This window comes from Dysosmobacter sp. HCP28S3_G4 (assembly GCF_052065175.1).
Lineage (GTDB): Bacteria > Bacillota > Clostridia > Oscillospirales > Oscillospiraceae > Oscillibacter.
In genome coordinates this window covers 1-13,126 of the sequence record NZ_JBQHUP010000023.1, presented here as the reverse complement: position 1 = coordinate 13,126, position 13,126 = coordinate 1, and the positions used below count along the sequence as shown (strand labels likewise).

General features: G+C 63.5%; 13 protein-coding genes. 2 read left to right on the top strand and 11 right to left on the bottom strand.

Annotated features, from left to right (window positions below; all coding sequences use genetic code 11):
• Positions 1-37 precede the first annotated feature (37 nt).
• The 11 genes from ACTNBU_RS07135 to ACTNBU_RS07085 form a co-directional block, all read right to left on the bottom strand.
• Complete coding sequence (locus ACTNBU_RS07135; RefSeq protein ID WP_441032153.1) at positions 38-463, bottom strand: hypothetical protein; 426 nt, start codon at positions 461-463, stop codon at positions 38-40.
• On the bottom strand, positions 460-954 hold the full coding sequence (locus tag ACTNBU_RS07130) for an HAAS signaling domain-containing protein (protein WP_441032151.1): 495 nt from the start codon (positions 952-954) through the stop codon (positions 460-462). The genes ACTNBU_RS07135 and ACTNBU_RS07130 overlap by 4 nt, the downstream gene beginning before the upstream one ends.
• Positions 951-1,310 (bottom strand): PadR family transcriptional regulator, encoded by a 360-nt coding sequence (locus ACTNBU_RS07125; RefSeq protein ID WP_441032150.1) that lies wholly within the window; start codon positions 1,308-1,310, stop codon positions 951-953. Before ACTNBU_RS07125 ends, ACTNBU_RS07130 begins: the two co-directional genes overlap by 4 nt.
• 161 nt (positions 1,311-1,471) lie before the next feature.
• Positions 1,472-2,374 carry a DMT family transporter gene (locus ACTNBU_RS07120; RefSeq protein ID WP_441032148.1) on the bottom strand — a complete coding sequence of 301 codons (903 nt, stop codon included), beginning with the start codon at positions 2,372-2,374 and terminating at the stop codon, positions 1,472-1,474.
• A gap of 112 nt (positions 2,375-2,486) precedes the next feature.
• The gene (locus ACTNBU_RS07115; RefSeq protein ID WP_441032147.1) at positions 2,487-2,912 is read right to left on the bottom strand and encodes an aspartate carbamoyltransferase regulatory subunit; all 426 of its coding nucleotides are present in this window, start codon (positions 2,910-2,912) and stop codon (positions 2,487-2,489) included.
• A gap of 18 nt (positions 2,913-2,930) precedes the next feature.
• Positions 2,931-3,848 (bottom strand): aspartate carbamoyltransferase, encoded by a 918-nt coding sequence (gene pyrB, locus ACTNBU_RS07110; protein ID WP_441032146.1) that lies wholly within the window; start codon positions 3,846-3,848, stop codon positions 2,931-2,933.
• 40 nt (positions 3,849-3,888) lie between these two features.
• Entirely contained in the window at positions 3,889-4,527 is a 639-nt protein-coding gene (pyrE, locus tag ACTNBU_RS07105; RefSeq protein ID WP_441032144.1) for an orotate phosphoribosyltransferase, read from the bottom strand.
• 945 nt (positions 4,528-5,472) lie between these two features.
• A complete protein-coding gene (gene pyrF, locus ACTNBU_RS07100; protein WP_441032142.1) occupies positions 5,473-6,177 on the bottom strand; it encodes an orotidine-5'-phosphate decarboxylase in 705 nt (234 codons plus the stop codon).
• Between the two features lie 22 nt (positions 6,178-6,199).
• The gene (locus ACTNBU_RS07095; RefSeq protein WP_441032140.1) at positions 6,200-7,114 is read right to left on the bottom strand and encodes a dihydroorotate dehydrogenase; all 915 of its coding nucleotides are present in this window, start codon (positions 7,112-7,114) and stop codon (positions 6,200-6,202) included.
• Complete coding sequence (locus ACTNBU_RS07090) at positions 7,108-7,848, bottom strand: dihydroorotate dehydrogenase electron transfer subunit (RefSeq protein ID WP_441032138.1); 741 nt, start codon at positions 7,846-7,848, stop codon at positions 7,108-7,110. Before ACTNBU_RS07090 ends, ACTNBU_RS07095 begins: the two co-directional genes overlap by 7 nt.
• Positions 7,845-9,137, bottom strand: coding sequence for a dihydroorotase (locus ACTNBU_RS07085; RefSeq protein ID WP_441032136.1), 1,293 nt, complete (start codon positions 9,135-9,137; stop codon positions 7,845-7,847). The genes ACTNBU_RS07090 and ACTNBU_RS07085 overlap by 4 nt, the downstream gene beginning before the upstream one ends.
• Before the next feature lie 567 nt (positions 9,138-9,704).
• On the opposite strand from ACTNBU_RS07085, the gene thrS reads away from it, so the two are divergent.
• A complete protein-coding gene (gene thrS / locus ACTNBU_RS07080) occupies positions 9,705-11,501 on the top strand; it encodes a threonine--tRNA ligase (RefSeq protein ID WP_441032134.1) in 1,797 nt (598 codons plus the stop codon).
• A 435-nt stretch (positions 11,502-11,936) separates the two neighbouring features.
• Positions 11,937-12,995 carry a TAXI family TRAP transporter solute-binding subunit gene (locus tag ACTNBU_RS07075; RefSeq protein WP_441032132.1) on the top strand — a complete coding sequence of 353 codons (1,059 nt, stop codon included), beginning with the start codon at positions 11,937-11,939 and terminating at the stop codon, positions 12,993-12,995.
• The last annotated feature ends 131 nt before the right edge of the window (positions 12,996-13,126 follow it).

The window sequence follows — 13,126 nt, the reverse complement described above, 5'->3', positions numbered from 1 at the left end:
AGGAGATGGGAACGAATCGTTCCCATCTCCTGTTTTGCTATGTCAAAAAGCTGATGGACAGCGCCAGCGTGTCCCCCTGATGGGCCAGACTGACGCTCACGTTCCCGCCGGTGTACAGCGTCCCGGCGGAGACGCCCATGGCCAGCGCCTCTGAATTGTAGGCGGCTTGAGAGAACCCGGCGTCCTCCAGTAACGTCAGATAACCGGCGAAGGCGTCATCATCCACGCCGGTGAGGGTCAGGGCGCAGTACGCGCCCTCCGCCAGCCAGCCGCTCTCCACCACGCCCGTCTCCGGACGGGGGACGGCGGCGGTGAAGTCGTTGTCCGGCCATGCGCCGTTGACAATTTCCAGGGCTTCCGGCAGCGCCCCGCTGTCCGCCGGGGCGGGGGAGGGGGACGCGCCGCAGGAGGCAAGGGCCAGCGCCAGCAGCGCCGCCGTCAGAACGGAAAGCAGCCGCTTCATTTCCGCTTCCTCCGCTGGAGCAGCAGCCGCGCCACCAGCACCGCCGCCGCCAGCAGGGCCAGGATCCCCGCCAGCCCCAGCAGACCGGCCCACCACGGGCCCGCCGTCAGGTTCAGCAGGGCGGTCCACAGGCCGCCGGAGCCGGTGACGAAGATGACGGTGGGGCCGTCGGCGCCGCCGATGATACCCAGGGACGCGCTGCGGGCGGCCAGCAGTCCCGACCGGAGGCCGAAGGCCCCGGCGCACACCGCCAGCGCCGTCACCAGCGCCGCCGCCGTCCGCCGGTGGCGGTAAGCCGCCTCGTCCGACGGCTCCGTCATGGCGGCGGCAAACTCCTCCGGCGTGCCCAGCCGGTCCAGGACCTGCTGTTCCGTCTCGCCGTGCTCTGCCGCCGCGGCGAAGGACTCCTCCAGATCCCGGAGGATGTCCCGCTTCTTCCGCCGGGGGACCTTCAAAAGCCGTTTCACCTGCCGGATGTACTGTTCTCTCATAGGTGCTCCTCCTGTTCGTGACCGTCGATGAAGCCCTCCACGCAGGCGGCGTAGTCCCGCCAGAAGGCGATGAGCGCCGCCAGCGTCTCCCGGCCCTGGGGCGTGACGGAGTAGTATTTCCGGGTGCCGCCGTTGGCTCCCGAGGGGGCCAGACGGCTCTGGATCAGCCCCGCCTCCTGAAGCCGGTAGAGGATGGGATAGACGGTGCCCTCCCGGGCATAGCCCAGCACTTCCCCGCCCTGCCGGTTCAGCGCCGTGATGATCTCGTAGCCGTAGGTCTCCCCCTTGGCAATGAGACACAGCAGCACCATCTCCAGGGAGCCTTTTTTGAACTGCTGGACGTAGCGGCTGTCCATGGAACGCCTCCTCTCCTTAGCAATACTATTTAGTAATGCTAAGTATATACGCAGAGAGACGCCATGTCAAGAGGGAAAACGCGGAACGTCCGGAGACGTTCCGCGTTCTGTTTCAGGCGATGGTGAGGTCCTTCGCCCCTCCGGAGGGACGGGCGGCGGGTTCACTCCGACTTCGCCAGCAGGAAGATGGTGGCGATGATGCAGGCGAAGCCGATGAGGTCCGGGGCGGAGAAGGTGGTGCCCAGCCACAGGGCGGAGAAGATGGTGGCGGACACCGGCTCCGTGGAGGCCAGCATGGAGGACTTGACGGCCCCCACGTCCTGAAGGCCCCGCATGAACAGGGTGAAGGAGACCACGGTGCCCAGAACCACAATGGCCCCGATTGCCAGCCATGCCCGTCCCGGGATGGGGACGTACAGCGTCCAGCTGCGGGCGGCCAGATTCAGCGCCACGCCGCCGATGAGCATGCCGCAGCCGGTGACCACCTCCTGGCCCCACTTGGGCAGCAGCCGCCGGGGCAGCAGGGTGTAGATGGTGACGGCCACGGCGGTGGCGATGCCCCAGAACAGGCCCCGGCCGGAGAGGACCATGTGCCGGGGGTCTCCGCCGGTGGCCAGGATGTAGGTGCCCGCCAGCGCCAGCGCCAGGGAGACGCCCTCCGCCCGGTTGGGCCGCCGCCGGGTGCGCAGGCAGGAGAGGAGCATGATGAACACCAGGTTCAGGTTCTGGAGGACGGTGGTGGTGGCGGCGTTGGAGTAGGAGATGGCGGTCATATAGGACAGCTGGCACATGGCCAGACCGAACACGCCGAAAACGGCCACGCCCGCCAGATCCCGGGGAGACCGCAGCAGCTCCAGGATCCGGCGGCGGTGGCTCCGCAGGGCCAGCAGGAGCATCAATGTACCGGCGGTCAGCAGGCGGATGCAGGTCAGCCAGAGGGTGCTGATATCGGTGGTGGAAAACAGATACTGCCCGCAGGTGCCGGAAAAGCCCCAGCACACGCCGCCGATGGTGGTGCACAGGACGCCCCGCAGGGTGTGATTCTGAGTGGATGGTTCGTTCAAGGCAGTCTCTCCCAATCAAGTGATCGCGCGGAGGCGGGAAAAGCCGAAACCGGCGCCGCTGACAGCGGCGCCGGGAATTCGGACAATACCCCTTTTCGGAAAGTGGGCGGGATCAGATGCTCCGCTTCTTCTCGGTATCGCAGTAGGCGCAGCGATAGGTGTGCTTCTCAGGGTCGTTCAGCAGGAAGATGGCGTCCAGCTGGGGCTCTGCCACGGTGATGCAGCGGGGGTTCTTGCAGTGGATCACGTTCACCAGCTTCTCCGGCAGGGCCAGGTGCTTCTTCTCCACCAGCTTGCCGTCCTGGATGATGTTGACGGTGATGTCGGGATCAATGTAGCCCAGCACGTCCAGATCCACCTCCATGGGGGTGTCGATCTTGATGATGTCCTTGCGGCCCATGTGCTCGCTGCGGGCGTTCTTGATGATGGCCACCTGGCAGTCCAGCTCGTCCAGGTGCAGGTAGCGGTAGATGTCCATGCTCTTGCCGGACTTGATGTGGTCGATGACGACGCCGTTCTGAATGCTGTCGATATTCATAGATTCAAACTCCTCCCTTTACGCGTTCCAGGCCAGCAGCTGCTGGATCAGAGCCATGCGGATGAACTTGCCGTTCTTCACCTGACGGAAATAGCAGGCGCGGGGATCGTCATCCACGGCCACGGAGATCTCGTTGACACGGGGCAGGGGATGCAGGATGCACAGATCCTTCTTGGCGGGGACCAGCTTCTCGGGATCCAGCACGTAGGTGTCCTTCAGGCGGATGTAGTCGGCCTCGTTGAAGAAGCGCTCCTTCTGGACGCGGGTCATGTACAGGATGTCCAGATCGGGGATGGCCTCCTCCAGGGAGGTGGTCTCCTCGTAGTTCAGGTGGTTCTTGTCCAGCACGTTCTGCTTCAGGTAGTCGGGCAGCTTCAGCTCCTCCGGGGAGATGAAGACGAACCGGATGCCGGTCTCGCGGGCCAGGGCGTTCACCAGGGAGTGGACGGTGCGGCCAAACTTCAGGTCGCCGCAGTAGCCGATGGTGAAGTCGTCCAGACGGCCCTTCTCACGATGGATGGTCAGCAGGTCGGTCAGGGTCTGGGTGGGGTGGTTGTGGCCGCCGTCGCCGGCGTTGATGATGGGCACCTCGCTGCGCTGTGCGGCGGCGAAGGGCGCGCCCTCCTTGGGATGGCGCATGGCGATGATGTCGGCGTAGCAGCTGACGGTGTGGACGGTGTCCACCACGGTCTCGCCCTTGGCGGTGGAGCTGGAGCCGGCGGCGGAGAAGCCCAGGACGCTGCCGCCCAGGGCCAGCATGGCGGACTCAAAGCTCAGACGGGTGCGGGTGGAGGGCTCGAAGAACAGGGTGGCCAGCTGCTTGTGGCGGCAGACCTCCTGGTAGTCTGCCGGATGGGCGATCATGTCCTCGGCAGTGGCGATGAGGGCGTTGATCTCCTCTTTGGTCAGGTCAGTGACATCAATCAGATTTCGCATAATATCTCCTTTCTTGATACCCGATCGGGTTTATAAAACGTTAGTGATTCATCCAGCTCTCGTCGGAGGGATCGGCCCGGAACTTCTTCAGCCGGTCGATGTCCTCGGGGCGGATCTTGCCCTCCTCGGCGGCCACCTGGCAGACGGCGTCGAAGTTGGACAGGGAGTAGTTGGTGACGTTGGCGGCGGCCATGCGGTCCAGGCCCTTCTGGAGGCCGTAGGTGAAGATGGACACGATGCCCAGCACCTCGGCACCGGCCTCCCGCAGGGCCTCCACCACCTCGATGCAGCTGCCGCCGGTGGAGATCAGGTCCTCCACCACCACGACCTTCTGGCCGGGGAGCAGCTTGCCCTCGATGCGGTTCTGGCGGCCGTGGTCCTTGTTGCCGGAGCGGACGTAGCCCATGGGCAGGCCCATGAGATGGCCGCAGATGGCGGCGTGGGCGATACCGGCGGTGGAGGTGCCCATGAGGACCTCTACGGTGGGATAGTGCTTGCAGATCAGGTCCACCAGGCCCTCCTCCACGTGGGTGCGGACGGTGGGGGCCGTCAGGGTCAGGCGATTGTCGCAGTAGATGGGGCTGTGGATGCCGCTGGCCCAGGTGAAGGGCTCGTCCGGACGCAGGAAGACCGCGCCGATGGAGAGCAGGTCGTGGGCGATGGTGCGTTCGATGCTCATGGGAAATCCTCCTTATATCAAATACAGTGATGGTCTGTTAGGGGCGCCCCTTCGGGGCGCGGGGGAAATCGGCGAAGGCCGATGGCTTCAAAACCCCCTTTCGTCGTCGGGTCAAACTGCGCTATATTCGGGACGCCCTGCGGGGGAGGGCATCCCTCATGCCGCTTCGTTGCCCCCTTGCACACCGTCGCGGCATTGCGATTCCCGTCCCCTTCGGGTCCGCCAATCGCGCCGCTTCCTCGAAACCGGCTCGCTTTTTCCGCCGCTGGCGGCGCTTCGCCGCTTTCCTCTTCCCCACAAAACCCGCTTCGCTGGGCTTTTGTGGGGGCCCCTATCGGTTGCGCCGAAAAGAGAAAGCGCCTTTTGATGGTGTCAAGAGAAAAGACGCTGGCGGCGGCATTTCAAACTTCGTTTGAAACGCCTTTTCCCGCCTGTTACGGGGGTTATTGGGGTGCTGATTCAAGGGCTTGCGTCCACTCAACCGCATATGCAGGTTCGGAAGCTGAGGGCGCTTCCGTATGCCCTCTGCTTCTCTTTTGCTGCCGCACCTTGGAGGTTGCGGAAGACTGGTGTCGGGGTGGTTCCGGATGGCCCCTGCTTCTGTTTTGCTGACGCGATCCGGTGGGTATCGAAAGAACGGCGCCGGGCCCTCTCAAACTGCCAGGGTGCGGCAGCGAAAAGAGAACGGCAGAGCATCCGGGCGGGACCCGGGCTTTCGTTGGTGTCAAGAGCGGATACAGGAGGCAAAGCCCGCAGGTCATATCCGGGCCAAACCCCCGTAACAGGCGCTGCGAGCGTTCCGGACGAAGTCCGGAATGCCGCCGCTAAGCCTTTTTCTCTTGACACCATCAAAAGGCGCTTTCTCTTTTTCCTCGGAAAAAGAGAAAGGGGGTTTTGAAGCTGCGGCCTTCGCCGCACCCCCGCCCCGCGGGACAAATGGGAGCCTTATCCCAGAAAGTCCTTCAAAGCCCGCCGGTAGGCGGCAACAGGATCCTCCGCCTGGGTGATGGGCCGTCCCATGACCAGATAGTCGCATCCGCTGTGGGCGGCCTTCTCCGGCGTCATGATCCGCTTCTGATCGCCCACGGCACTGTCGGCGAACCGGATGCCCGGGGTGACGGTCAGGAAGTTCTCACCGCAGTTCTCCTTGACGATGGCCGCCTCCAGGGGAGAGCAGACCACGCCGTCCAGGCCGCAGCCGGCGGCGTTCTTGGCGTAGCGCATCACCGTCTCCACCATGGGGACGTCGATGAGCAGCTCGTTTTTCAGGGCGGCGGCGTCGGTGGAGGTCAGCTGGGTGACGGCGATGAGGATGGGGCGGGTGCCGTCGGGCCGTGTCAGGCCCTCAATGGCGGCCTTCATCATCTCCGACGCGCCGGCGGCGTGGAGGTTCACCATGTCCACGTCCAGACGGGACAGCACGTTCATGGCCCGCTTGACGGTGTTGGGGATGTCGTGGAGCTTCAGGTCCAGGAAGATCTTGTGGCCCCGGGCCTTGATGTCCCGGACGATGGCCGGGCCCTCGGCGTAGAACAGCTCCATGCCGATCTTCACGAAGGGCTTCTCACCGGCGGGGAACCGGTCCAGGAACGCCAGCGTCTCCTCACGGGTGGGGAAGTCCAGGGCGATGATCACGTCTTTCGCGCTCATATTGCATACCATCCTTTCTTGTTTACCGGTGGGCGGCACCGGTGAGGTCGGAGATGTTCTCCACGCCCAGCCGCCCGCAGACGGCGGGCAGATTTTCAACGATCTTCTTGCAGGCGTAGGGATCCCGGAGGTTGGCGGCGCCCACCTCCACGGCGGAGGCACCCGCCAGCATCAGCTCGCAGGCGTCCTCGGCGCTGGCGACGCCGCCGCAGCCGATGACGGGAATGTCCACCGCCTCGTACACGTCCCAAACCATCCGCACCGCCACGGGGAACACCGCGGGACCGGACAGTCCGCCGGTGCGGTTGGCCAGAAGGGGACGCTTCGACTTCAAATCGATGCGCATGCCCAGCAGGGTGTTGATCAGGCAGATGCCGTCGGCCCCGGCGTCGGCGCAGGCCCGGGCGATCTCGGCGATGTCCGTCACGTTGGGGGACAGCTTCATGAACACCGGCTTGTCCGTGACGGCCTTCACGGCGCTCGTCACCTCGGCGGCGGACCGGGGGTCGGAGCCGAAGTTCTTTCCGCCGCAGTGGACGTTGGGGCAGGAGATGTTCACCTCCAGAATGCCCACCTGGTCACATTCGCCCAGACGGCGGCAGTTCTCCGCGTACTCGTCCAGGGTGAAGCCGCCCACGTTGGCGATGAGGGGGCCCCGGAACAGCTTGGCCATGTTGGGGATCTCCTCGGCGATGACGGCGTCCACGCCGGGGTTCTGGAGGCCCACGGCGTTGAGCATCCCGGCGGGGGCCTCCGCAATGCGGGGCTGGGGATTGCCCAGCCGGGCCTCTCCGGTGGTGCCCTTGAAGGAGAAGCTGCCCAGAACGTTCAGATCGTACAGCCCGGCGAACTCCCGGCCGTAGCCGAAGGTGCCGGAGGCGGGGATGATGGGGTTTTTCAGCTCCACGCCCGCCAGAGAGACAGACAGATTTACCATGCGATGTCCTCCTTCCGGAACACGGGGCCGTCCTTGCAGACCCGCTTCGGGCCGCTGTTGGTCTGGATGGTGCAGCCCACGCAGGCGCCGAAGCCGCAGGCCATCCGGGCCTCGAAGCTGAACTGTCCGCCCTTCAGCTGGGGCAGGGCATAGACGGCCTTCAGCATGGGGGTGGGGCCGCAGACGAAGGCGTAGTCCGCCTCCGGCACGAAGTTTTTCACGCAGTCGGTGACGAAGCCCTTGGTGCCCAGGCTGCCGTCCTCCGTGGCCACGAAGACCTGGCAGCCCAGCAGGGCGAATTCCTCGGCGTAGAACACGTCGTTCTGGTTCCGGAAGCCCAGGGCCACCGTGGGCCGCTGGCCCAGGCCCACCATCTTCCGGGCCAGGCCGTACAGCGGCGCGATGCCGATGCCGCCGCCGATGAGGACGGGGTGCTCCCCCTGCTCCGACACGTCGAAGCCATTGCCCAGGCCCGTCAGGGTGTTGAACCGGGTGCCAGCGGGGGAGGCCACCAGCTCCGCAGTGCCCTGTCCGGCCACCCGGACCAGGAGCAGCAGGCCCTCCTCCGTGTAGTTGGCCACGGAGATGGGGCGGCGGAGGAACTTGCCGGGGAGTTCAATATTCACAAACTGGCCGGGGCGGGAGAAGGCCTCGGTGTCGCCCAGGAAGGCCATCTCCCACACGTCCGCCGTCAGGGGGCGGGACTGGGCCAGGGTCAAAGTCGTCTGGATCACAGGTACATCTCCTTTTCACGGTCGAAGCTGCCGTACACGGCCTCGCCGCCGCAGATGGTCATGGCGATGGCAGCGGTGACGGGCCAGCCGGCGAAGGGCGTGGCCTTGCCCATGGAGCGGAAGGCGGCAGGGTCGATGGCGTGGGGACGCCGGGGATCGATGACCGTCAGGTCGGCGGGCGCGCCCGCCTCGATGGCGCCGCCGGGCAGACGGAAGATGTTCCGGGGCCGGACGCACAGCCGGTCCAGCAGCAGGGGCAGAGTAGTGATGCCGCTCTCCACCAGCTGGGTGTACAGCACCGGGAAGGCGCACTCCAGGCCCACGATGCCGTTGAGGCTGTTCCGGAGGCCACCGGATTTCTCCTGGGCGGAGTGGGGGGCGTGGTCCGTGGCGATGCAGTCCACGGTGCCGTCCAGCAGGCCCTGCAGCAGGGCGTCCCGGTCCGCGGCGGAGCGGATGGGGGGATTCATGCGGAAGCCGCCGTCGTCCTGGAGGTCCATGTCGCACAGGGTCAGGTAGTGGGGGCCGGTCTCGCAGGTGACGGGCAGGCCGTCGGCCTTGGCGGCCCGGACCAGCGCCACGCTCTCCTTGGTGGACATGTGGCAGACGTGATAGCGGCAGCCGGTGTCCCGCACCAGCTCGATGTCCCGCTCCACCTGCCGCCACTCGCTGGCGGGATCGTTGCCGGTGAGGCCGTGGATACGGGCGAACTCCCCGTCGTGGACGCACCAGCCCTTGGCCAGCAGGGACTCGTCCTCGCAGTGGGCCACGATGGGCTTGTCCAGGGATTTGGCCAGCTCCATGGCGTCCCGCATCATCTCCCGGTCCTGGACGCCCCGGCCGTCGTCGGAGAAGCCCGCCACATGGGGGGCCATGGCGGCCATGTCCGCCAGCCGGTCTCCCTTCTCGCCGCAGGTGATGGCGCCGTAGGGGTAGACGTGGACCTTGCCGTCCCGGCGGATGGCGTCCAGCTCCGGCCGGAGGTTCTCGACGCTGTCCGGCACCGGCTTCAGGTTGGGCATGGCGCACACGGCGGTGTAGCCGCCGGCGGCTGCGGCAGCGGTGCCGGTGCCCACCGTCTCTTTATAAGAAAAACCAGGCTCCCGAAGATGAACATGCACATCAACGAAACCTGGAACGATCAAACAGTCATGGACTTGTACAACGGAAAAACCGGCACGGGGGAGATTGGGGGAAACGGAAACAATACGGCCGTCAGAAATGGCAACATCGGCGTTTTCAAACACTCCGCCGCGGAAGACCGCTCCGCCTGTGAGCAGCAGCTCCATGGATGAATCCCTCACTTTCTGCATCCTCAAAATGTTCTGTCCTCGAATCTTTTCGGTTGACTATTCTATCGAAAAGGGCCTTTCTTGTCAACAGAAAATTTCACAAATTTCGCCCCCGAAACGGGGGGGAGATAGGAGATACGAGATAGGAGATACGCCGGGCCGGATGGAAACTGATATCTCCTATCTCATCACTCCTATCTTAAATAAGTATCTCCGAAAAAACCGGTCCGATTCCCGCCGCTGTCCCCTTGACAACGACAAAACGGCGTGATATCATACTTGCCGATAAAAAGCGTTGAAAAGGACGCTGTCCGGGAAAGTCATCAGAGAGGGGCCGCCGCTGGCTGCAAACGGCCCTTGCCGGAACCGGAACCAGCTACCGCCTTGGAGCCGCCCACCGATATGTAGGCTGGGACGGGACCTCCCGTTACAGAGGACACGAGCGGCATCCCGTGGGGATGCAAGCAGGGTGGAACCGTGGAATACGTTTTTCGTATCTCACCCCTGATTCTGTCAGGGGTGAGTTTTTTTCATGCTTGCCCCTCAATACAAGGAGGAATTGTTATGTCCGAAGAAAACAACCAGTATACCTTTGAAAACGAGCAGTACCGCCGTACCTACTGGCACACCTGCTCCCACGTGCTGGCCCAGGCCGTGAAGCGGCTGTGGCCGGAGACCAAGCTGGCCATCGGCCCCAGCATCGACAACGGCTTCTACTACGATCTGGACAGCGAGGAGACCTTCACCGCCGAGGATCTGGAGAAGATCGAGGCCGAGATGCGGAAGATCTGCAAGGAGAAGCTGAAGCTGGAGCGGTTCGAGCTGCCCCGGGAAGAGGCCGTCAAGTTCATGGAGGAGAAGGGCGAGCCCTACAAGGTGGAGCTGATCAACGACCTGCCGGAGGACGCCGTCATCTCCTTCTACAAGCAGGGCGACTTCACCGATCTCTGCGCCGGTCCCCATCTGGACTCCACCGGCCGCATCAAGGGCAACGGCATCAAGCTCACCGCCTGCAACGCCGCCTACTGGCGGGGCGACTCCAGCCGCAAGCAGCTCCAGCGCATCTACGGCATCGCCTTCCCCAAGAAGGAGGAGCTGGACGAGTACCTGGCCAAGCAGGCTGAAGCTCTGAAGCGGGACCACAACAAGCTGGGCCGTGAGTTGGAGTACTTCACCACCGTGGACTGCATCGGCCAGGGCCTGCCCATCCTGCTGCCCAAGGGCGCCCGGGTCATCCAGACTCTCCAGCGCTGGGTGGAGGACACCGAGCAGAAGCGGGGCTATCTGCTGACCAAGACCCCCCTGATGGCCAAGCGGGACCTGTACCGCATCTCCGGCCACTGGGACCACTATCTGGACGGTATGTTCATCCTGGGCGACCCCATGGACGAGACCAAGGAGTGCTTCGCCCTCCGTCCCATGACCTGCCCCTTCCAGTATCAGGTCTATCTGAACCGCCAGCGCTCCTACCGCGACCTGCCCATGCGGCTGGGCGAGACCTCCACTCTGTTCCGCAACGAGGACTCCGGCGAGATGCACGGCCTGATCCGCGTCCGCCAGTTCACCATCTCCGAGGGCCATCTGGTGCTGCGTCCTGATCAGCTGGAGGAGGAGTTCAAGGGCTGCCTGGACCTGGCCAAGTACTGCCTGGGCACCGTGGGCCTGCTGGACAAGTGCACCTTCCGGTTCTCCCAGTGGGACCCCGCCAACCCCAACAACAAGTATGAGGGCACCGCCGAGCAGTGGGAGGAGGCCCAGCGCATCATGGCCCAGATCCTGGACGATCTGGACGTGGAGTACACCATCGGCATCGACGAGGCCGCCTTCTACGGCCCCAAGCTGGACATCCAGTACAAGAACGTCTACGGCAAGGAGGACACCCTGGTCACCATCCAGATCGATATGCTGCTGGCCCAGCGCTTCGGCATGTACTATATCGATGAGAACGGAGAGAAGAAGCTGCCCTATATCATCCACCGCACCTCCCTGGGCTGCTATGAGCGGACTCTGGCCTACCTCATCGAGGAGTATGCCGGCGCCCTGCCCACCTGGATGGCCCCCGAGCAGGTCCGCTTCCTGCCCGTCACCGACCGGGCCAGCGACTACTGCGCCCAGCAGGCGAAGAAGCTGGAGGCCCTGGGCTACCGCGTCACCGTGGACTACCGCAACGAGAAGATCGGCAAGAAGATCCGGGAGGCCCAGCTGGAGAAGATCCCCTATATGCTGGTGGTGGGCGACCGGGATATGGAGAACGGCACCGTCTCTCCGCGCCACCGCGCCGACGGCGACCTGGGCACCATGAGCATGGAGGACTTCACCGCCCTGCTGAAGGACGTGGTGGACTCCAAGGCCAAGAAGTAAAGACTGAAATCGCAGCAGCAGAGCGCCGCCGGAGCATCCGGCGGCGCTCTGTCGTCCTCCGGATAGGTCGACCTATCGGGTGCCGGCCCGGACAAAACAACGCCTGAATATTGTTTGAGGCGGACAACACCAAAACATATTGTTTTTATAAAGAAGACAAAGGTCCGCGAAGCGGGGACTTTTACAAAAAAGCCGGGAAAGATTAACAATATTTTAACGGACGAAAAAAGGCCGACCTTTCTGAACGAAACCGGTTTCATTTGAAAATAAGGCGCAAAAAAGTACGAAAAAGTCGAATTTTGCAAGAATGCCTGCAAAGACTTGCGGCAAAAAACAAAATAAGTCCGAAAAACCCTTGAAATATGAAAGCCAATCTTGTATAATATGCAAACAGGGAAGTTTGTCCCGACAATATTGAAGAAAAGAGGAACGAGTATGAAAAAGTTTTTGTCTCTGTCTCTGGCAGCGCTCATGACCGTCTCTCTGCTGGCCGGCTGCGGCAGCAGCAATAGCGGCAGCAGCGCGGCAGCCTCCACTCCCGCGGCGTCCTCCGCAGCTTCCAGCAGCGCCGCGGCGTCCACTCCCTCCACCGGCGGCACCGGCGCCACCGACAAGCTGACCATGGGCACCGGCGGCGTCTCCGGTACTTACTATGGCTTCGGCAGCGTGCTGGCCCAGTATGTCAGCTCCAACACCGGCCTGGACATCACCGCTGTTGAGTCCGGCGGCTCTCAGGCCAACATCGAGGCCATGGAGGACGGCGAGAACGATATGGCCTTCAGCCAGTCCGACGTTATGAGCTACGCCTACACCGGCACCAACCTGTTCGCTGAGTCCGGCAAGGTGGACAGCTTCTCCGTCGCCGCCGCTCTGTACATGGAGCAGGTCCAGATCGTCACCACCAACCCCGACATCAAGACCGTGGCTGACCTGAAGGGCAAGAGCGTCTCCATCGGCGCCGCCGGTTCCGGTACTTACTACAATGCCATCGATCTGCTGGGCGTCTATGGCCTGACTGAGAACGACATCAACGCCACCTATCAGTCCTTCGGCGAAAGTGCCGACGCTCTGAAGGACGGCAAGATCGACGCCGCCTTCGTCGTGGCCGGCGCCCCCACCACCGCCATCACCGACCTGGCCACCTCCAAGCCCGTCTACCTGGTGAGCCTGGATGATGAGCACATCGATCAGCTGACCGCTTCTTCTCCCTACTACACCAAGAACGTCATCGCCGGCGGCACTTATGACGGCCTGGACGAGGACGTGACCACCGTGGCCGTGGGCGCCGTTGTCATCGTCAACGACGATGTCTCCGAGGACGCTGTGTATGACTTCGTCTCCACCATCTTCGAGAATAAGGACGCCATCACCGCGCAGCATGCCAAGGGCGGCGAGCTGGATCTGGACTATGCCGCTTCCATGACCTCCGTTCCCTATCATCCCGGCGCTGCCAAGTACTTTGCTGAGAAGGGTATCACCGTTCCCACCAAGTAAACTTGCGCAATTGATCCTGATTTGAAAGGACCCGTGAGGGCTGCGGGGGGGGCTGCCGCCCGCCGCCGCGAACCCGCAGAGGTCACAGTATTAATTTTTTCAATATTTGTTGTGATTACAAAACGCGCCCT

Excerpts from the sequence above, each read along its gene's own strand:
- ACTNBU_RS07130 (WP_441032151.1), bottom strand. The coding sequence starts at position 954 with ATGAGAGAACAGTACATCCGGCAGGTGAAACGGCTTTTGAAGGTCCCC.
- ACTNBU_RS07115 (WP_441032147.1), bottom strand. The coding sequence starts at position 2,912 with ATGAATATCGACAGCATTCAGAACGGCGTCGTCATCGACCACATCAAG.
- pyrF (WP_441032142.1), bottom strand. The coding sequence starts at position 6,177 with ATGAGCGCGAAAGACGTGATCATCGCCCTGGACTTCCCCACCCGTGAG.
- thrS (WP_441032134.1), top strand. The coding sequence starts at position 9,705 with ATGTCCGAAGAAAACAACCAGTATACCTTTGAAAACGAGCAGTACCGC.
- ACTNBU_RS07085 (WP_441032136.1), bottom strand. The coding sequence starts at position 9,137 with ATGGAGCTGCTGCTCACAGGCGGAGCGGTCTTCCGCGGCGGAGTGTTT.
- ACTNBU_RS07125 (WP_441032150.1), bottom strand. The coding sequence starts at position 1,310 with ATGGACAGCCGCTACGTCCAGCAGTTCAAAAAAGGCTCCCTGGAGATG.
- pyrE (WP_441032144.1), bottom strand. The coding sequence starts at position 4,527 with ATGAGCATCGAACGCACCATCGCCCACGACCTGCTCTCCATCGGCGCG.
- ACTNBU_RS07135 (WP_441032153.1), bottom strand. The coding sequence starts at position 463 with ATGAAGCGGCTGCTTTCCGTTCTGACGGCGGCGCTGCTGGCGCTGGCC.
- pyrB (WP_441032146.1), bottom strand. The coding sequence starts at position 3,848 with ATGCGAAATCTGATTGATGTCACTGACCTGACCAAAGAGGAGATCAAC.
- ACTNBU_RS07075 (WP_441032132.1), top strand. The coding sequence starts at position 11,937 with ATGAAAAAGTTTTTGTCTCTGTCTCTGGCAGCGCTCATGACCGTCTCT.
- ACTNBU_RS07095 (WP_441032140.1), bottom strand. The coding sequence starts at position 7,114 with ATGGTAAATCTGTCTGTCTCTCTGGCGGGCGTGGAGCTGAAAAACCCC.